Here is a 17,331-nt window from a genome sequence, read left to right as displayed (position 1 = left end):
GTGCATGTGCAGCGCCACCCACACGCGGCCCTTGAGCACGCGCTGGTGGATGGCCGTGCACTCGGCCAGCAGGGGGCCGAATGCCGCGCCTGAGAAGATGGCCTGCAGCGGCGCGCGGATCTGCGTCTTCCAGCTCGCGCGCAGGCGGTGGTCCTGCAGCTGCGGGAACAGGGCGTCCACATCGCTGAGCCAACCGGCCCAGAGCGCGCGCACTTCGCGCACCAGGGCCAGGGCCTGTTGCACACGGTCCTCCAGCAGCTCTGCACTGGGGATGTCGCTGGCGTCGTCGGTCTTGCCCAGCGGCAGGTTGCCCCTGGCGAAGAAGGCTTCGAGCGCGTCGGCCAGCTTGATTTTGTTGCGCAGCGAGAGCTCGATGTTGATGCGCTCGATGCCCTCGGTGTACTCGCCCATGCGGGGCAGCGGGATCACCACGTCTTCATTGATCTTGAAGGCGTTGGTGTGTCGGCTGATGGCTGCCGTGCGCTTTCGGTCCAGCCAAAATTTCTTGCGTGCCTCGGCGCTGATGGCCACGAAGCCCTCGCCGCTGCGCGAGTTCGCCAGGCGGATCACTTCGCTGGTGGCGCGCGCCACGGCGTCGGCGTCGTCACCCACGATGTCGCCGATCAGCACCATCTTGGGCAGGGTCCCGCGCTTGCTTTTGGTGGCGTAACCCACGGCCTTGAGATAACGGTCGTCCAGATGCTCCAGCCCGGCCAGGATGGCCCCCCCCGGGCGCTTCATCTCGCCGAACATGAAGTCCTTGATGTCCACGATGGACGGCACACAGTCCTTGGGGTTGCCAAAGAACTCCAGGCACACCGTGCGCACGTGCTCGGGCATGCGGTGCACCACCCAGCGCGCGCTGGTGATCAGGCCATCGCAACCCTCCTTCTGGATGCCCGGCAGGCCGCTGAGGAACTTGTCCGTCACGTCCTTGCCAAGACCTTCCTTGCGGAAGGTCTTGCCAGGGATCACCAGTTGCTCGCTCCGCACCGGGGTGGTGCCGTCGGCCTCGAAATACTGGAGCCCGAAGGTGGCGACCTCCGCATCGTGGATCTTGCCCAGGTTGTGGTCCAGCCGGGTGACTTCCAGCCACTGGGCCTGCGGTGTGACCATGCGCCACGACACCAGGTTGTCCAGCGCCGTGCCCCATAGCACGGCTTTCTTGCCGCCCGCGTTCATGGCGATGTTGCCGCCGATGCAGGAGGCCTCCGCCGAAGTCGGGTCGACCGCGAACACGTGGCCAGCCCGCTCGGCCGCGTCGGACACGCGCTGGGTCACGACGCCGGCCTCGGTCCAGACGGTGGGCAATGGCTTGTCGTGCCCTGGCACGTTGACCCATTCCACCTCGGTCATGGCTTCCAGCTTCTCGGTGTTGATCACCGCGCTCTTCCACGTCAGCGGAATCGCGCCGCCTGTATAGCCCGTGCCGCCCCCACGCGGGATGATGGTCAGGCCCAGCTCGTAGCATCCCTTGACCAGCAAAGCCATTTCGGCTTCGGTGTCCGGCGTGAGCACCACAAAGGGGTATTCCACACGCCAGTCGGTGGCATCGGTCACATGCGAAACACGCGACAGGCCATCGAACTTGATGTTGTCCTTGGCCGTCAGCCGGCGCAACGCCTTGGTGGCACGCTGGCGCAGCGCCGCCATGTCCTGGAACGAACGGGAGAACTGATCGACCGCTGCACGTGCGGCGGTGAGCAGTTCGGCCACCAGGCCGTCGCGCACCGCGTCGTCCTGCGGCGTGCGGCGCTTCTGCACCTCGGCCAGTCGATGGTGAAGGGCGTCCACCAGCTGCTGTCGGCGCTTGGGGCTGTCGAGCAGGTCGTCCTGCAGATAAGGGTTGCGCTGCACCACCCAGATGTCACCCAACACCTCATACAGCATGCGCGCCGAGCGACCGGTGCGCCGCTCACCGCGCAGTTCGTCCAGCAGGCCCCAGGCGCGCTCGCCGAGCAGGCGCAGCACAATTTCACGATCCGAGAAGGAGGTGTAGTTGTAGGGGATCTCGCGCAAACGTGGCGCATCGTCAGTGGCGGTGGCGAGCAACGAAAGCGGTGTGGGTGCGTTCATGTGTGTGGCAGTCGCCAGCATGACAGTAAAGAACCCAGGATGGTACCGCAGCGCAACATTCACCTACCCCCCCTGTGGAAACCCCTGTTGTCACGCCAGGGAAACGCATGTGCAATCGTTTTGACACATCGGAGCCCTACCCTAGCCCCATCGGTATCCGACCATCCATTCCAAGGAGCAGCACCCATGCACAAGCGTTTTCTTCCCTTGACCGGCGCCCTGGCGCTCGCCGCCCTCATGAGCGGCCCCGCCCATGCCCAGGCGCCGACCGAGATTCAATGGTGGCATTCCATGAGCGCCGCACTCGGCGAGTGGGTCAACGACCTGGCCAAGCAGTACAACGCCAGCCAGAGCCAGTACAAGGTCGTGCCCACGTACAAGGGCACCTACGATGAATCCATGACGGGCGCGATCGCCGCCTTCCGGGCGGGCAACGCCCCCCACATCCTGCAGGTGTTCGAGGTCGGCACCGCGACCATGATGGCCAGCAAGGGCGCCATCGTGCCGGCGGCCAAGGTGCTCAATGACGGCGGCTTCAAGTTCGACCCGACGCAGTACGTGTCGGCCGTGGCCGGCTACTACACGGCACCCAATGGCCAGATGCTGAGCTACCCGCTCAACAGCTCGACCACCATCTTCTATTACAACAAGGATGCCTTCAAGAAGGCAGGCCTGGACCCGGAGAAGGCGCCCAAGACCTGGCCCGAAGTGTTCGCCGCCGCATCGAAGCTCAAGGCCAGCGGCCACGCCTGCCCGTTCACCACCAGCTGGATCAGCTGGACGCAGCTGGAGAGCTTCTCGCTGTGGCACAACACCCTTTTCGCCTCCAAGAACAACGGTTTTGACGGCAACGACGCGCAACTGTTGATCAACACGCCGTTGCACGTGCGCCATTTCGAGAACCTGGCCAAGGCCTCCAAGGAAGGCAGCTTTGTCTACAAGGGTCGGGGCAACGCGCCCGACGCCTCTTTCCCTTCGGGCGAGTGCGCCATGATCACGGGCTCTTCGGGCCTGTATGCCCGCGTGTCCAAGGATGCGAAGTTCGCCTACGGCATTTCTACCCTGCCCTATTACGCCGATGTCAAGGGTGCGCCGCAGAACACCGCCATTGGCGGCGCCAGCCTGTGGGTGATGGCGGGCAAGAAGCCCGCGGAGTACAAGGGGGTGGCCGACTTCCTGAACTTCCTCAACGACACCCGGGTGCAGGCCGCCAGCCACCAGCGCACTGGCTACCTGCCGGTGACCACCGCCGCCTACAAGCTGACCGAGGCGTCCGGTTTCTATGAAAAGAACCCCGGCACGGACGTGGCGGTGACGCAGATGATCCGCAAGGCCACCGACAAGTCGCGTGGCATCCGCCTGGGCAACTTTGTGCAGATCCGGACCATCATCGACGAGGAAACCGAACAGATCTGGGCCGGCAAGAAGTCGCCCAAGGAAGCACTGGATGCCGCTGCCGCGAGAGGCAACGAGCAACTTGTGCGGTTCGCCCGCGCCAACAAGTAAGTTCGGGCCTCAAGCCTGATGATGCCCGCCAGTGCTCTGGTGGACATCGATAGCCCGCCACTCTGCAGGCCCCAGGGGTTTGCACAGCGGCGGGTTGTCTTTTTGAAAGACTGAGAAAGACTGGACATGGAAAAGCGCGTGCTCTTTCGCTCTGCATGGTTGCCCTGGGCCTTGCTGGCGCCCCAGCTGGCAATCATCAGCATCTTCTTTTTCTGGCCCGCTGGTCAGGCCCTGGTGCAGTCGTTCCAGGTGCAGGATTCGTTCGGGTTCTCCAAGGAGTGGGTGGGCTTCGAGAATTTCAGGAATCTCTTTGAAGACCCGAGCTACCTGGCTTCGTTCAAGACCACGGCCTTCTTCTCCGTGCTGGTCGCTGGTTTCGGCATTGCCATCTCGCTGGTGCTGGCGATCTTTGCCGACCGCATCATCAAGGGTGCGCTGGCCTACAAGACCGCGCTGCTGCTGCCTTACGCCGTGGCCCCGGCTGTCGCCGGCGTGCTCTGGATGTTCATGTTCTCGCCGTCGCTTGGCGTGGTGGCTTACATGTTGCGCCAGTCCGGCTTCAACTGGAACCACATGCTCAACGCCGACCATGCGATGACGCTGATCGTGATCGCTGCGGTGTGGAAGCAGATTTCCTACAACTTCCTGTTCTTTCTCGCGGGCCTGCAGTCGATACCCAAGTCGCTGATCGAGGCCGCCGCCATCGACGGCGCAGGCCCCTGGCGCCGGTTCTGGAGCATTCAGTTCCCGCTGCTCTCCCCCACCACCTTCTTCCTGCTGGTGATCAACGTCGTGTACGCCTTCTTCGACACCTTCGCCATCGTGGACGCCACCACGCAAGGCGGTCCGGGGCGGGACACCGCCATCCTCGTCTACAAGGTGTATCACGACGGCTTCAAGGCCATGGACATGGGCGGCTCGGCCGCTCAGTCGGTGGTGCTGATGGTGATCGTCATCGTGCTCACGGTGATCCAGTTCCGCTACGTCGAGAAGAAAGTGCAGTACTGACATGGTTGAACGCAGTCCCTACCTGACGCTGCTCTCGCACCTGATCCTGGTGCTGGGCGTGCTCATCGTCGGCTTTCCGCTGTACCTCGCGTTCGTGGCCTCCACCCACACCGCACAGGACATCGTGCAAGCGCCCATGCCCCTGCTGCCCGGCAGCAACTTCTGGCAGACTTACCGCGACACGCTGCTCGGCGGCGGCAGCGGCCCGGGATCCAGCGCGCCCGTGGCGCGCATGATGTGGGTGAGCCTCGTCACGGCGCTCGTCATCACCTTTGGCAAGATCGCCATCTCGCTGCTGTCGGCCTTTGCCATCGTCTACTTCCGCTTCCCATTCAAGGGCATCTGCTTCTGGCTGATCTTCATCACGCTGATGCTGCCCGTGGAAGTTCGCATCGGCCCGACCTACCAGGTGGTGTCGGACCTGGGCATGCTCAACACCTATGCCGGCCTGACCATCCCGCTCATCGCCTCGGCCACCGCCACCTTCCTGTTCCGGCAGTTTTTCCTCACCGTGCCGGACGAACTGGTGGAAGCCGCTCGCGTGGATGGCGCAGGCCCCATGCGCTTCTTCAAGGACATCCTGGTGCCTTTGTCGCGCACCTCGATCGCCGCGCTGTTCGTGATTCAGTTCATCTACGGCTGGAACCAGTACCTGTGGCCCTTGCTCGTCACCACCTCGGAGGAGATGTACCCGGTGGTGATCGGCATCAAGCGCATGATTGCGGGCGGCGACGCCGGCAATGAGTGGAACATCGTGATGGCAACCGCGCTGCTGGCCATGCTGCCGCCCGCACTCGTGGTGATCTTCATGCAGCGCTGGTTCGTCAAGGGACTGGTGGACACGGAAAAGTAACCCGGCAACCGACAACAACACGATCGCAACAACGCCATGGCCTCTCTTTCACTTCGCAACATCGTCAAGCGCTACGGCATCGGCCCCAAGGCCAACCAGGTCATCCACGGGGTGAACGCCGAAATCCAGGACGGCGAATTCGTCGTCATCGTCGGGCCCTCGGGCTGCGGCAAGTCCACACTCCTGCGCATGGTGGCAGGCCTGGAGGAAATCTCCGGTGGGGAGCTGCGCATCGGTGACCGCGTCGTCAACAACCTGGAGCCCGCGCAACGCGACATTGCCATGGTGTTCCAGAACTACGCGCTCTACCCGCACATGACGAACTTCGACAACATGGCCTATGGCCTGAAGATCGCCAAGGTGCCCAAGGACGAGATCCGCGCGCGCGTGGACAAGGCCGCCAAGATCCTGGAACTCGGCCACCTGCTCTCCCGCAAGCCGCGCGAGCTCTCGGGTGGCCAACGCCAGCGCGTAGCCATGGGCCGGGCCATCGTGCGCCAGCCGCAAGTCTTCCTGTTCGACGAGCCGCTCTCCAACCTCGATGCCAAGCTGCGTGCCCAGACACGGTTGGAAATCCAGAAGTTGCACCGCGAACTGGGCATCACCTCGCTCTTCGTCACGCACGATCAGGTCGAAGCGATGACGCTGGCCGAGCGCATGATTGTCATGAATGCGGGCAACATGGAACAGTTCGGCACGCCTGAAGAGGTCTACTCGCGCCCAGCCACGACTTTCGTGGCCAGCTTCATCGGCTCGCCCCCGATGAACCTGCTCAAGAATGCACCGGGTGGCCGCCCCGGCAGCATCATGGGCATTCGCCCGGAGCACCTGGACGTGGGCGACAGCGGCTGGGAGCTGCAAGTGGAGACCGTGGAACTTCTGGGCGCCGAGCGCCTGGTGCATGCCCGCCTGGGCGATGAAATGCTGATCATCCGCACCCACGAGGACCAGGGTGCCCCGGCCATCGGCAGCACCATCCGAGCCCAGCCGCGCGAAGACCGCCTGCACTGGTTCAACGCCGAAACTGGCCAGCGTCAATGAGCGCCGGAGCGCAAGCGCACTGGCCCTATCCGCGCTGGGTCGCCCACCGCGGTGCCGGCAAGCTGGCGCCCGAAAACACCCTTGCGGCCTTCCGCCTCGGGGCCTCGCAGGGCTACCGCATGTACGAATGCGACGCGAAGCTCAGCGCCGATGGCGTGGTTTTCCTGCTGCACGACGCGACCCTGGAGCGGACCACGAACGGCAGCGGCGTGGCTGGCGAGCAGCCCTGGACCCAGCTGAGCCAGCTTGATGCCGGAGGATGGCACTCGCGCGCTTTCGCAGGCGAGCCCCTGGCCACCCTCGAAGCCGTGGCCCGCCACTGCCAGGCGCACGGCCATTGGCTCAACATCGAGATCAAACCCACGCCCGGCACCGAGCTGGCCACGGGGCGTGCCGTGGCGCAAGCGGCCGCCCGGCTCTGGGCCGGGGATGCCGCTCGCGCGCCCTTCCTCACGTCCTTCCAGCCCGAGGCGCTGCAGGGCGCGCGGGAGGCTGCCCCCCACCTGCCCCGCGGGCTGCTGCTCGACACCTTGCGGGAAGGCTGGCGGGACATGGCGCCATCCTTGGGGTGCGTCGCCGTGGTGTTCAACCACGCCCTGTGGGACACCAGCACGGTCGCCCAGGCCCGGGAACTCGGCCTGCGCACCTTGGCCTACACCGTGAACGACGAATGGGCCGCACAGCGGCTGCTGGATCTGGGGCTGGACGGCATCATCACCGACCGCGTCGATCTGTTTGCGCCCGCGCGCTGAGCCGAAGCGCTCAACGCTTGCGGTGCAGCCACCATGCCAGCGTACCCTGCACGGCCACCAGGGCGGCGTAGGTCGCCATCTTGCCGTCGCGGCCGAAGAACACCAGCCCTGCGAGGAGCACCACCACACCCGCCACGACCAGCATGAAGGCCTCCAGACCAGCGCCCTGCGCAGCACGGCCCGCCCGGCGAAAGCGGGGCACCGTCCACAGGACCAGGGCCATGAAAACGGCGGGGGCGACGAAGCCGGCCATGTGCCCGAGGAAGGCCAAAGGCGTCATTCGAATCGGGCAGCGGCATGCATAAGGGTTCAATTTTATAATCAGGCCATGTCTGTCTGGGCCCTCGGCATCAACCACAACACGGCTCCGCTCGATCTGCGGGGCCGTTTTGCGTTTGCGCTTGACCAGCTGCAGCCGACTTTGCACGGCTACCTGCAAAGCCTGACGCGCCAGGCCGAGGCCACGCTGCTGTCCACCTGCAATCGCACCGAGCTGTACGGCGCGGGCGACCAATCGGCGGTTGACCCCACCCTGGACTGGCTGGCGCAGACCGGTGGCGTGAGTGGCCAGATGCTGCGCGACCACGCCTACATCCTGCGTGACGATCAGGCGGCACGCCACGCCTTTCGCGTGGCCAGTGGCCTGGACAGCATGGTGCTGGGGGAAGCCCAGATTCTGGGCCAGATGAAGGACGCGGTGCGTGCCGCCAACGACGCTGGCGCCCTGGGCAGCACCCTGCACCAGCTGTTCCAGCGCTCCTTTGCCGTCGCCAAGGAAGTGCGCAGCTCGACCGAAATCGGCGCCCATTCCATCAGCATGACCGCCGCCGCGGTGCGCTTGGCCTCGCAGCTGTTCGAGGATCTGCGCGACATCAAGGTGCTGTTCGTCGGCGCGGGCGAGATGATCGAACTGGCCGCCACCCATTTCGCGGCCAAGACACCCAAGGGGATGGCGATCGCCAACCGCACACTGGAGCGCGGCGAGAAGCTGGCCAGCCGCTTCGGTGCGCAGGTGATGCGGCTGGCGGACGTCCCCGACCGCCTTCACGAATTCGACGCCGTCATCAGCTGCACCGCCAGCACGCTGCCCATCATTGGCCTGGGCGCGGTGGAGCGCGCGCTCAAGAAGCGCCGTCACCGCCCCATGTTCATGGTCGATCTGGCCGTACCGCGCGACATTGAGGCCGAGGTCAAGGCCCTGCCAGACGTGTACCTCTACACCGTGGACGACCTGGCGACCGTGGTGCAGACCGGCAAGGATCACCGCCTGGCCGCCGTGGCACAGGCCGAGGCCATCATCGACGCAGGTGTGCTCAGCTTCATGCATTGGATGGAGCAACGCGATCCGGCTCACGGCGTGGTGCCGCTGATCCAGCAGATCAATGCCCAGGCCGACCAATGGCGCGCCGTGGAAATGGCACGCGCCCGACGGCTGCTGGCCAAAGGCGAACCGGTCGAGGCCGTGTTGGAAGCGCTCTCGCGCGGCCTGACGCAGAAGATGCTGCACGGCACACTCGCCGAACTGCACACCGGGGACAGCGCCACGCGCGCTGCCACCGCGCAAACCGTTTCGCGGCTGTTCCTGCGGGACGAACCGCTCAAACCCCGGCGCAACGCGCAAAACTAGCTGACCCGGCCTGTGCGCAGTGTTGCGGGCGCGCGCCCGCACCCGTGTGCCAGGCTTCAATGCTCCTCCATGAAACCTTTTGTCCGTGACACCCTGCTGCGCCAGCGAGCGCGACTGCACGAGCTCGATGCCTTGCTGTCCGCGCCCGATGTCGTCGACCACATGGACCGCTTTCGCGCGCTGAGCCGTGAGCACGCCGAGGCCTCCACCGTGGTCGAGGTGTTCAACCGCTACCTGCAGCGCGAGACCGACCTGGCTACGGCGCGGGACATGCTCGACGATCCCGACATGGCTGAGATGGCGCAGGAGGAAATCCTCAGCGCCGAGGCCGACCTGGCGCAACTCGACGGCGAGTTGCAGCAATGCCTGTTGCCCAAAGACCCCGACGACGAGCGCAACGCCTTCGTCGAGATCCGCGCCGGCACGGGTGGCGACGAGTCAGCCCTGTTTGCGGGCGACCTGGCCCGCCTGTACACGCGTTACGCCGAAAAGCAGCGCTGGCAGGTCGAAACCGTGAGCGAATCACCCAGTGAACTCGGCGGCTTCAAAGAAGTGGTGCTGCGCATCGCTGGCCCAGGCGCCTACGGACGACTGCGGTTCGAGTCCGGTGGCCACCGGGTGCAGCGGGTGCCCGCCACGGAGACCCAGGGCCGCATTCACACCAGCGCCGCCACCGTGGCGGTGATGCCAGAGCCCGACGAGACCCAGGCGGTGCAACTCAATCCGAGCGAGCTGCGCATCGACACCTTCCGGGCCAGCGGCGCGGGCGGTCAGCACATCAACAAGACCGACTCCGCCGTGCGAGTGACCCACCTGCCAACCGGCATCACGGCCGAATGCCAGGACGGCCGGTCGCAGCACAGCAACAAAGCCAAGGCGCTGCAGGTCCTCACCGCTCGCTTGCAGGAAAAAGACCGCAGCGAGCGCGCGGCCGCCGAGGCCGCCACTCGCAAAGGCCTGATCGGCAGCGGCGACCGCAGCGACCGCATCCGCACCTACAACTTCCCGCAGGGACGCTTGACCGACCATCGCATCAACCTCACGCTGTACAAGGTGCTGCAGGTGATGGAGGGTGATCTGGACGAAGTGATCCACGCGCTGCAGGTGGCGCGCGGTGCCGAGTTGCTGGCGGAACTCGAACAACGCAACGGCGCATGACGACCACACTGCGTGAGGCCCTGGCGAACCTGCAGCGCGAGGGCCTGGACCGGATCGACGCACAGATGCTGCTGTTGCTGGCCCTGCAGCGCGAAGCGCACGACCGTGCATGGCTCTTGGCTCATGACGGCGACGCAATGGAAGCCAGCGCTGCCACCCGCCTGGCGGCACTGGTGCAACGCCGGCGGCGCGGCGAACCCATGGCCTACCTGCGCGGGAACCAGGAGTTCTTCGGCCTCACACTGCTGGTGGACGAGCGCGTGCTCGTGCCACGGCCGGACACCGAAACCCTGGTGAGCTGGGCGCTGGATCTGCTGGATGCGCAGCCGCCTTCGGCCCAGGTGCTTGACCTGGGCACTGGCAGTGGTGCCATCGCGCTGGCCATCAAGGCCGAGCGCCCGGCTGCCAGGGTCTGGGCCACAGACGCCAGCGCCGATGCACTGGCCGTTGCGCGCGCGAACGCCGATCGGCTGCACCTGAGCGTGGATTTCCACCTCGGCCACTGGCTCGCCGCGGTGCCGGCTCAGCGCTTCGACCTGATCGCCAGCAACCCACCTTACATCGCTGAAGGCGACCCGCACCTCGCGGCCCTGGACCATGAACCCGGCTCGGCCCTGACGGCCGGACCCGACGGCCTGGACGACATCCGGGCCCTGGTGACCACCGCGCCCGCTGCCCTGAACGCGGGCGGCTGGCTGCTGCTGGAACATGGGCACGACCAGGCGGGCGCCGTTCGCACCCTGCTCCAGGCGGTCGGCTTCACCCAGGTCGGCAGCCGCACCGACCTCGCGGGCATTGAGCGCTGCAGCGGCGGCCGGTGGCCGCTGCGGCGATAATGTGAGCCGTTTCCGGGTCACCCCAGACCCTTTCGCAGAAGGACCTTCAGCCATGAGCGACGCACAAACCCGAATCGACCAGTTGGTCAAATCCCACGACATCGTGTTGTTCATGAAAGGCAGTGCGAGCTTTCCCATGTGCGGCTTCTCGGGCCGTGCGATCCAGATCCTCAAGGCTTGTGGCGTGGAGACCAAGACGTTGACCACCGTCAATGTTCTGGAGGACGACGGCATTCGCCAGGGCATCAAGGAATACAGCAACTGGCCCACCATCCCACAGCTCTTCGTCAAGGGCGAGTTCATTGGCGGCTCGGACATCATGATGGAGATGTACCAGTCGGGTGAACTGCAACAGGTCATCAACGGCGACGCCTGACCCGTTTCTTCTGCATCCGCCAAGGCCACCTCCGGGTGGCCTTGGCGTTTCTGGTGCGTGATTTCGCACACCTCGTGCTCATCTTCCGGAATGCGGTGACTTTGCCGGGCATTTCTGCATTGAGGTCAGGCATGTTGTGTGCTTGAATGAAATCGTCACCGAACCTCAAGGAGAATCGCATGAGCTCTCGCAGCCTGGTCGCTTCACCCTCCCTCGGTCTGCCCATCGCCCAGATGCGCAGCGTGTTCAGCGCCGACGACGTCGAGCGCAAGCTGGCGCACCTGCAGGCCAGTGGCAACGAGCGCGACTATGAAAGCCTTCGCAACACCTGGCAGCGCATGCTGGAGCGAGGCCCCCAGCGCTTCGCGGTCAAGCCCTCGGGGGTGCCAGACATGGCACCGCTCTACGACTTGCTGCCCAACTTTGGTGAAGTGCTCGACGATGTGAAACGCCACGTGGCGCTGAGCCAGGACAGCCGCGACAGCCTGGAAGTCACGCCCATCTTGCTGCTGGGCCCGCCCGGCGTCGGCAAGACCCATTTCGCGCGCCAACTCGCCGACTTGCTGGGCACAAGCATGAGCCTGGTGCCCATGAGCTCCATGACGGCCGGGTGGCTGCTCTCGGGCTCATCCTCGCAATGGAAGGGCGCCAAACCCGGCAAGGTCTTCGAGGCCCTGGTGGATGGGCAGTACGCCAATCCGGTGATCGTGGTGGACGAGATCGACAAGGCTGCAGCAGACGCGCAGTACGACCCGCTGGGCGCGCTGTACAGCCTCCTGGAGCACGACACCGCGCAGAGCTTCGTCGACGAATTCGCGGAGGTGCCGATCGACGCCAGCCAGGTGATCTGGGTGACGACCGCCAACCACGAGCGCGGCATCCCTGAGCCGATCATGAACCGCATGAACGTGTACGAAATCGCGCCGCCCTCGCCCGAGGCCGCGCGCAAGATCGCAGCTCATCTCTACCGTGGCATCCTGGGGGAGCACGACTGGGGCCAGCGCTTTGACCCGGAACCGGCGAACGATGTGCTGGACTTGCTGGCCACCCTGGCCCCACGCGAAATGCGCCGTGCGCTCGTCACGGCGTTTGGCAATGCGCGGCTGGACAACCGCTACCGCATCGAACCCGAGGACCTGCCTCGCGCTGGCCCGGGCAAGGGCCGCATCGGCTTCCTACAGTAGGCAGCGCCGGCGCGTTTACGCGTCCGGGTGGGCCCAGTTCCTGGCGGCGGCATACACCGCGGTCGGGTACTCGGCCCGTCCCCGGCTGCCGTTGTAGCGGCCCAGCGCCATGAAGGTGTCACCACGCTCCCGGTCCAGATAGTGGCGCAGGATCACGCAACCGAACCGCAAGTTGGTCTGCATGTTGAAGAGGCGGCTGGCATCACCGTCGCCGATCAGGCGCGACCAGAACGGCATGATCTGCATGTAGCCCCGCGCGCCCACGCGTGAAATGGCGAACTTGCGAAACGCACTCTCGACCTGAACCAGCCCCAGTACCAGGGTGGTGTCCAGCCCCGCGCGCCGGGTTTCGTACCAGAGCGTCTGCAAAAACTCGATGCGGGTCTGGAAATCCGGCTTGCGGCGCTGCAGCCGGTCGCTGGATGCGCCAAGCCAGCGCAGATAGGCCAGGCGTCTTTCCAGGTCGGTGAACTCGGGCACGGGCGGCGCGCGATTGGCAATCGCCGCGCTCAAGGCGCCGCGCACCGCATCAGCCAGGGGCTCTTCCAGTTGGCCTCCAGCGCGCACGGCCGGGGACCAGGAGCCCAGGCCCACCGCACCAGCGGCCAGCAGGCAGTCGCGGCGCGACCAGGCCAACGGCTTCATGCCGCCAGCTTGCCCTTCAAGAGGGCGACCACCTCGCCCACCGCCACCTGGGTGGCAGCGGCATCGCGTCGGTGCTGGTATTCCACCTGGCCGGCCTTGAGACCCCGGTCACCGATGGTCACGCGGTGAGGCACACCGATGAGCTCCCAGTCCGCGAACATCGCGCCAGGGCGTTCGCCTCGGTCGTCCAGGATCACGTCCACGCCAGTCGCCAGCAGCTCGCCATACAGCTGTTCAGCGGCGGCTTTCACTTCCGGACTGCGGTCCATGCCGATAGGGCAAACCACCACGGTAAACGGTGCGAGCGCGTCTGGCCAGATGATGCCGCGCTCGTCGTGGTTCTGCTCGATGGCCGCGGCCGGCAGGCGCGTGATGCCGATGCCGTAGCAGCCCATCTCGAAATGCGCGGGCTTGCCGTCTTCCCCCAGAAAGGTGGCATTCATGGCCTTGCTGTACTTCGTGCCGAGGTAGAACACGTGGCCGACCTCGATGCCGCGCTCGATCGCGAGAACGCCCTTGCCATCGGGCGACGCATCGCCTTCGACCACATTGCGCAAGTCGGCAACCAACATCGGTTCGGGCAAATCGCGGCCCCAGTTCACGCCCGTCATGTGGAAGTCCGGCTCGTTGGCCCCGCAGATCCAGTCCGCCAACACGGCCACCTCGCGGTCCACGACGAGGTTCACCGGCTTCTTCAGACCGATCGGGCCCAGGTAACCCGGCTTGCAGCCGAAGTGCGCATCGATTTCGGCGCTGGTGGCGAACCGGAAGCCGGCATGGAGGCCTGGCACCTTGGCCACCTTGACCTCGTTCATGTCGTGGTCGCCTCGCAGCAGCAGCAGCCAGACCTGGCTCTTGACAACTTCGCCTTCCTCGTTGAGTTCGTCGGTGGCCAGCACCAGGGATTTCACCGTGGTGGCCAGCGGCACCCCCAGCAGCGTGGCCACGTCTGCACAAGTCGCTTTGCCCGGCGTGGGCGTCTTGGTCATGGCATTGGCCGCAGCGGGGCGCGGTCCAGCCGGCGCCAGCGCCTCGGCCTTTTCCATGTTGGCCGCGTAGTCGCTCGCGGGGCAATAGACAATGGCGTCTTCCCCCGTGGCAGCGATCACCTGGAACTCTTCGCTCAAGTCACCGCCAATAGCACCGCTATCGGCTGCCACCGCCCGATAGCGAAGACCGAAGCGATCAAAGATGCGCCGATAGGCCGCGGCCATCACCTGGTAGCTCAGCTTGGCAGCCGATTCGTCCCGGTCAAAGCTGTAGGCGTCTTTCATGATGAATTCGCGCCCCCGCATGAGGCCAAAGCGCGGACGCCGTTCGTCGCGGAACTTGGTCTGGATCTGGTAAAGGTTCTTGGGCAGCTGCTTGTAGCTGCGGAAGTCCTGACGAGCGATGTCAGTGACCACTTCCTCACTGGTCGGCTGCACCACGAAATCGCGGTCGTGCCGGTCCTTGATGCGCAGCAGCTCGGCGCCCATCTTGTCAAAGCGCCCCGTCTCCTGCCAGAACTCGGCAGGCTGGATCACCGGCATGGTGAGTTCCACCGAACCCGCGCGGTTCATCTCCTCGCGCACGATGGCCTCCACCTTGTGGATCACGCGCAGGCCCATGGGCATGTAGCTGTAGATGCCAGCGCCGAGCTTCTTGATCATGCCGGCGCGCGTCATCAGTTGGTGGCTGACGACTTCCGCATCGGCCGGGGCTTCCTTGAGGGTGGAAATCAGGAACTGAGAGGCTTTCATGGGCGAGCTGGGTTCTGCCGGGAGGCAGTGTTGCGGTCTATCGGAAGGGGACCCGGAGAACGGCGCGCCCGGCAATCTGGACGGCCCACCTGCGCCCGGAGATGCAACAGGTGTGTGATCACTTCGCAACTTGCATGTCGCGATGCATAATGAACACAGTTTAAAAATTTGGGGTTGATTATGCTTGACAGAGAAGGCTTCAGGCCCAATGTCGGCATCATTCTGCTCAACCAGCGAAACCAGGTGTTCTGGGGCAAGCGCATCCGCTCACACTCCTGGCAGTTTCCGCAAGGTGGCATCGACAGAGGCGAGACACCTGAGCAGGCGATGTACCGCGAGTTGCACGAGGAAGTCGGGCTCATGCCAGAGCACGTTAGCATCGTCGCGCGCACACGCGACTGGTTGCGCTACGAGGTGCCGGACCGGTTCATCCGCCGAGATGCGCGTGGTCACTACAAAGGGCAGAAACAGATCTGGTATCTGCTGCGCCTCGTGGCTCAGGACTGGAACCTGAACCTGCGTGCAACCAGTCACCCCGAGTTCGATGCCTGGCGCTGGCACGACTACTGGGTGCCGCTCGACGTGGTCGTGGAGTTCAAGCGTGGCGTCTATGAAATGGCGCTCACCGAACTCTCGCGCTACCTGCCCAAGAACGATACCCGCAACCGATATCTGCGCGGCGGCTCTCGCCATCGCCACGACGAAAGCTCGGAGCCCTCATCCCTATCGGGACCGCCGCCCGGCCTGGAGTTGCCGCCAGGTGCCAGCTTTGATCCCGACCCGCAGAGCGGCACCCGCTCTGCTCACATCGAACACAAATGACTTCTCTCCGCCACCGGTTGCCGCGATGTCTCGCCATCGCGGCAACGCTGATTTCGTTCTTTGCTTTCAGCAGCGCATCGCAGGCTCAACTGAGAGACGACCCCGATGCCGCTCCCTGGCAGGAAGCAACAGTCAAACCACCAGCCAGCTTTAGCACAGACCAATTGCAGGCCATCGATGTCTCAGCAGGTACGGCGCTGAGCTATGGCATTGACCCCAGGACCTTGAGCGTCGGCGAGGACGGTGTGGTGCGTTACGTGATGGTCGCCCGCAGCTCCAGCGGGGCGCTCAACGTGCTGTACCAGGGTGTGCGCTGCCAGACCGGTGAAGTCAAGACTTATGCGCGCTGGAACAACAATGCCTCCAGCTGGAACGTGAACGCCAAAGAAGAATGGCATGAGCTATCGTTTTCCGGGTTCACCCGGCCGGCCATGTTGCTGGCCCGGGCCGGCATCTGCGAAGGCCGGACCATCAACGGCAACGCGCAGAAAATACTGCAGACGCTCAAGCACGGTCGCCCGGAAACGCGCTGAGCGCGACGGCACGCAGGTCTTACCCGCGCGCCAGGACCAGATTGTCGCGGTGGATCATTTCAGGCTCTGCCACGTACCCCAGCAGGCGCTCGAAGTCCTGAGATGACTTGCGGCAGATGAGCCGGGCCTCGCTGCTCGCGTAGTTGGCCAAGCCGCGTGCCACCTCCGCCCCGCGCGCGTCGCGCACGGCGATCACATCGCCCCGGGAGAACTCACCATCGACGCCCGTCATCCCAATGGGCAACAGGCTTTTGCCTTCGCCCACAATCTTGCCCACCGCGCCATCGTCCACGACCACCGCGCCACGCAATTGCAGGTGATCGGAAATCCAGCGCTTGCGTGCCTGATGTTTGGGCGTCTGTGCCACGAGACAGGTGCCGAAGGATTCACCCGCCGTCAGCCTCAAAAGCACGTCCGGCTCACGTCCCCAGGCAATGACCGTGGATGCTCCCGAACCGGCAGCGCGTTTCGCCGCGAGGATCTTGGTGATCATGCCACCCTTCCCGATGCCGCTGCCAGCGCCACCAGCCATGGCTTCCAGGCGCGCGTCGCCCGCGCGGGCCACGTGAACGAACTCGGCGGAAGGATCTCGTCGGGGATCGGCCGTGTACAAGCCCTTCTGATCGGTGAGGATCACCAGAACGTCCGCCTCGACAAGGTTGGCCACGAGCGCGCCGAGGGTGTCGTTGTCGCCGAACTTGATCTCGTCGTTGACCACGGTGTCGTTCTCGTTGATCACGGGCACAACACCCAGCTGCAGCAACGTCAGCAAGGTTGAGCGGGCATTGAGATAGCGCTCGCGGTCCGCCAGGTCTGCATGCGTCAGCAGCACCTGCGCGCTGCCGACACCACAACCGCGCAGCTTGCTCTCATACATCTGCACCAGGCCCATCTGCCCCACGGCCGCTGCCGCTTGTAGTTCGTTGATCTCCTTGGGCCGCACGGTCCAGCCCAGGCGTTTCATGCCTTCGGCCACCGCGCCGCTGCTCACCATGATGACTTCACGTCCCTGCTGCACAAGGGCCGCCAGCTGCTGACTCCATTGCCCGATGGCTTCCTCGTCCAGGCCACGGCCTTCGTTGGTGACCAGACTGGAGCCGACCTTGACGACAATGCGCCGGGCCGTCTTGAACACAGCCGCTGGCGCCATGCCATGCACATTCACGGAATCA

The 17,331-nt window shown here is 65.0% G+C and carries 17 protein-coding genes; 12 read left to right on the top strand and 5 right to left on the bottom strand.

Features of this window, described 5'->3' with window-relative positions:
• On the bottom strand, window positions 1-2,076 hold a 2,076-nt coding region (locus tag KIT86_RS09095), incomplete at its 3' end, for a DUF3683 domain-containing protein (RefSeq protein ID WP_297397455.1).
• Between the two features lie 186 nt (window positions 2,077-2,262).
• Here KIT86_RS09095 and ugpB point away from each other — a divergent pair.
• The 5 genes from ugpB to ugpQ all read left to right on the top strand — a co-directional run bounded on the left by ugpB (window position 2,263) and on the right by ugpQ (window position 7,236).
• Window positions 2,263-3,582, top strand: a complete 1,320-nt coding sequence (gene ugpB / locus KIT86_RS09090) for a sn-glycerol-3-phosphate ABC transporter substrate-binding protein UgpB (protein WP_297397453.1) — start codon at window positions 2,263-2,265, stop codon at window positions 3,580-3,582.
• A gap of 126 nt (window positions 3,583-3,708) precedes the next feature.
• On the top strand, window positions 3,709-4,590 hold the full coding sequence (ugpA, locus tag KIT86_RS09085; RefSeq protein WP_297397451.1) for a sn-glycerol-3-phosphate ABC transporter permease UgpA: 882 nt from the start codon (window positions 3,709-3,711) through the stop codon (window positions 4,588-4,590).
• 1 nt (window position 4,591) lies between these two features.
• Window positions 4,592-5,443, top strand: coding sequence for a sn-glycerol-3-phosphate ABC transporter permease UgpE (gene ugpE / locus KIT86_RS09080; RefSeq protein WP_297397450.1), 852 nt, complete (start codon window positions 4,592-4,594; stop codon window positions 5,441-5,443).
• A 36-nt stretch (window positions 5,444-5,479) separates the two neighbouring features.
• A complete protein-coding gene (gene ugpC, locus KIT86_RS09075; RefSeq protein ID WP_297397448.1) occupies window positions 5,480-6,484 on the top strand; it encodes a sn-glycerol-3-phosphate ABC transporter ATP-binding protein UgpC in 1,005 nt (334 codons plus the stop codon).
• On the top strand, window positions 6,481-7,236 hold the full coding sequence (gene ugpQ / locus KIT86_RS09070) for a glycerophosphodiester phosphodiesterase (RefSeq protein ID WP_297397446.1): 756 nt from the start codon (window positions 6,481-6,483) through the stop codon (window positions 7,234-7,236). The genes ugpC and ugpQ overlap by 4 nt, the downstream gene beginning before the upstream one ends.
• Before the next feature lie 10 nt (window positions 7,237-7,246).
• On the opposite strand, the gene KIT86_RS09065 is transcribed toward ugpQ, so the two are convergent.
• Window positions 7,247-7,516: a hypothetical protein gene (locus KIT86_RS09065; RefSeq protein WP_297397444.1), complete on the bottom strand. Its 270-nt coding sequence runs from the start codon at window positions 7,514-7,516 to the stop codon at window positions 7,247-7,249.
• A 48-nt stretch (window positions 7,517-7,564) separates the two neighbouring features.
• On the opposite strand from KIT86_RS09065, the gene hemA reads away from it, so the two are divergent.
• The 5 genes from hemA (at window position 7,565) to KIT86_RS09040 (ending at window position 12,417) form a co-directional block, all read left to right on the top strand.
• The gene (gene hemA / locus KIT86_RS09060; protein ID WP_297397442.1) at window positions 7,565-8,863 is read left to right on the top strand and encodes a glutamyl-tRNA reductase; all 1,299 of its coding nucleotides are present in this window, start codon (window positions 7,565-7,567) and stop codon (window positions 8,861-8,863) included.
• 69 nt (window positions 8,864-8,932) lie between these two features.
• Complete coding sequence (prfA, locus tag KIT86_RS09055) at window positions 8,933-10,021, top strand: peptide chain release factor 1 (RefSeq protein ID WP_297397440.1); 1,089 nt, start codon at window positions 8,933-8,935, stop codon at window positions 10,019-10,021.
• On the top strand, window positions 10,018-10,857 hold the full coding sequence (prmC, locus tag KIT86_RS09050) for a peptide chain release factor N(5)-glutamine methyltransferase (protein ID WP_297397438.1): 840 nt from the start codon (window positions 10,018-10,020) through the stop codon (window positions 10,855-10,857). Before prfA ends, prmC begins: the two co-directional genes overlap by 4 nt.
• Before the next feature lie 52 nt (window positions 10,858-10,909).
• Window positions 10,910-11,233 (top strand): Grx4 family monothiol glutaredoxin, encoded by a 324-nt coding sequence (grxD, locus tag KIT86_RS09045; protein WP_297397436.1) that lies wholly within the window; start codon window positions 10,910-10,912, stop codon window positions 11,231-11,233.
• 179 nt (window positions 11,234-11,412) lie between these two features.
• The gene (locus KIT86_RS09040) at window positions 11,413-12,417 is read left to right on the top strand and encodes an AAA family ATPase (protein ID WP_297397434.1); all 1,005 of its coding nucleotides are present in this window, start codon (window positions 11,413-11,415) and stop codon (window positions 12,415-12,417) included.
• A 15-nt stretch (window positions 12,418-12,432) separates the two neighbouring features.
• Here the strand turns inward: KIT86_RS09040 and KIT86_RS09035 are convergent, their stop codons facing one another.
• Complete coding sequence (locus KIT86_RS09035; protein WP_297397433.1) at window positions 12,433-13,062, bottom strand: lytic transglycosylase domain-containing protein; 630 nt, start codon at window positions 13,060-13,062, stop codon at window positions 12,433-12,435.
• Window positions 13,059-14,804 carry a proline--tRNA ligase gene (locus KIT86_RS09030; RefSeq protein ID WP_297397431.1) on the bottom strand — a complete coding sequence of 582 codons (1,746 nt, stop codon included), beginning with the start codon at window positions 14,802-14,804 and terminating at the stop codon, window positions 13,059-13,061. The genes KIT86_RS09035 and KIT86_RS09030 overlap by 4 nt, the downstream gene beginning before the upstream one ends.
• A gap of 180 nt (window positions 14,805-14,984) precedes the next feature.
• Between KIT86_RS09030 and KIT86_RS09025 the strand changes: the two genes are divergently transcribed.
• Together KIT86_RS09025 and KIT86_RS09020 are read left to right on the top strand one after the other, a co-directional pair.
• Entirely contained in the window at window positions 14,985-15,626 is a 642-nt protein-coding gene (locus KIT86_RS09025) for an RNA pyrophosphohydrolase (protein ID WP_297397429.1), read from the top strand.
• A complete protein-coding gene (locus KIT86_RS09020) occupies window positions 15,623-16,159 on the top strand; it encodes a CNP1-like family protein (protein ID WP_297397427.1) in 537 nt (178 codons plus the stop codon). Before KIT86_RS09025 ends, KIT86_RS09020 begins: the two co-directional genes overlap by 4 nt.
• 19 nt (window positions 16,160-16,178) lie before the next feature.
• Here KIT86_RS09020 and proB read toward each other — a convergent pair whose 3' ends face one another.
• The gene (proB, locus tag KIT86_RS09015) at window positions 16,179-17,309 is read right to left on the bottom strand and encodes a glutamate 5-kinase (RefSeq protein WP_297397463.1); all 1,131 of its coding nucleotides are present in this window, start codon (window positions 17,307-17,309) and stop codon (window positions 16,179-16,181) included.
• Between the last annotated feature and the right edge of the window lie 22 nt (window positions 17,310-17,331).

Source organism: Hydrogenophaga sp., from assembly GCF_026125825.1.
In the GTDB taxonomy this organism is placed as follows: Bacteria; Pseudomonadota; Gammaproteobacteria; order Burkholderiales; family Burkholderiaceae_C; genus Hydrogenophaga.
This window is presented reverse-complemented; position numbering and strand designations above follow the sequence as displayed.

What these genes read in the sequence shown, in the direction of transcription:
- ugpB (WP_297397453.1), top strand. Translation starts at nt 2,263, where the DNA reads ATGCACAAGCGTTTTCTTCCCTTGACCGGCGCCCTGGCGCTCGCCGCC.
- ugpA (WP_297397451.1), top strand. Translation starts at nt 3,709, where the DNA reads ATGGAAAAGCGCGTGCTCTTTCGCTCTGCATGGTTGCCCTGGGCCTTG.
- ugpE (WP_297397450.1), top strand. Translation starts at nt 4,592, where the DNA reads ATGGTTGAACGCAGTCCCTACCTGACGCTGCTCTCGCACCTGATCCTG.
- ugpC (WP_297397448.1), top strand. Translation starts at nt 5,480, where the DNA reads ATGGCCTCTCTTTCACTTCGCAACATCGTCAAGCGCTACGGCATCGGC.
- ugpQ (WP_297397446.1), top strand. Translation starts at nt 6,481, where the DNA reads ATGAGCGCCGGAGCGCAAGCGCACTGGCCCTATCCGCGCTGGGTCGCC.
- KIT86_RS09065 (WP_297397444.1), bottom strand. Translation starts at nt 7,516, where the DNA reads ATGACGCCTTTGGCCTTCCTCGGGCACATGGCCGGCTTCGTCGCCCCC.
- hemA (WP_297397442.1), top strand. Translation starts at nt 7,565, where the DNA reads ATGTCTGTCTGGGCCCTCGGCATCAACCACAACACGGCTCCGCTCGAT.
- prfA (WP_297397440.1), top strand. Translation starts at nt 8,933, where the DNA reads ATGAAACCTTTTGTCCGTGACACCCTGCTGCGCCAGCGAGCGCGACTG.
- prmC (WP_297397438.1), top strand. Translation starts at nt 10,018, where the DNA reads ATGACGACCACACTGCGTGAGGCCCTGGCGAACCTGCAGCGCGAGGGC.
- grxD (WP_297397436.1), top strand. Translation starts at nt 10,910, where the DNA reads ATGAGCGACGCACAAACCCGAATCGACCAGTTGGTCAAATCCCACGAC.
- KIT86_RS09040 (WP_297397434.1), top strand. Translation starts at nt 11,413, where the DNA reads ATGAGCTCTCGCAGCCTGGTCGCTTCACCCTCCCTCGGTCTGCCCATC.
- KIT86_RS09035 (WP_297397433.1), bottom strand. Translation starts at nt 13,062, where the DNA reads ATGAAGCCGTTGGCCTGGTCGCGCCGCGACTGCCTGCTGGCCGCTGGT.
- KIT86_RS09030 (WP_297397431.1), bottom strand. Translation starts at nt 14,804, where the DNA reads ATGAAAGCCTCTCAGTTCCTGATTTCCACCCTCAAGGAAGCCCCGGCC.
- KIT86_RS09025 (WP_297397429.1), top strand. Translation starts at nt 14,985, where the DNA reads ATGCTTGACAGAGAAGGCTTCAGGCCCAATGTCGGCATCATTCTGCTC.
- KIT86_RS09020 (WP_297397427.1), top strand. Translation starts at nt 15,623, where the DNA reads ATGACTTCTCTCCGCCACCGGTTGCCGCGATGTCTCGCCATCGCGGCA.
- proB (WP_297397463.1), bottom strand. Translation starts at nt 17,309, where the DNA reads ATGGCGCCAGCGGCTGTGTTCAAGACGGCCCGGCGCATTGTCGTCAAG.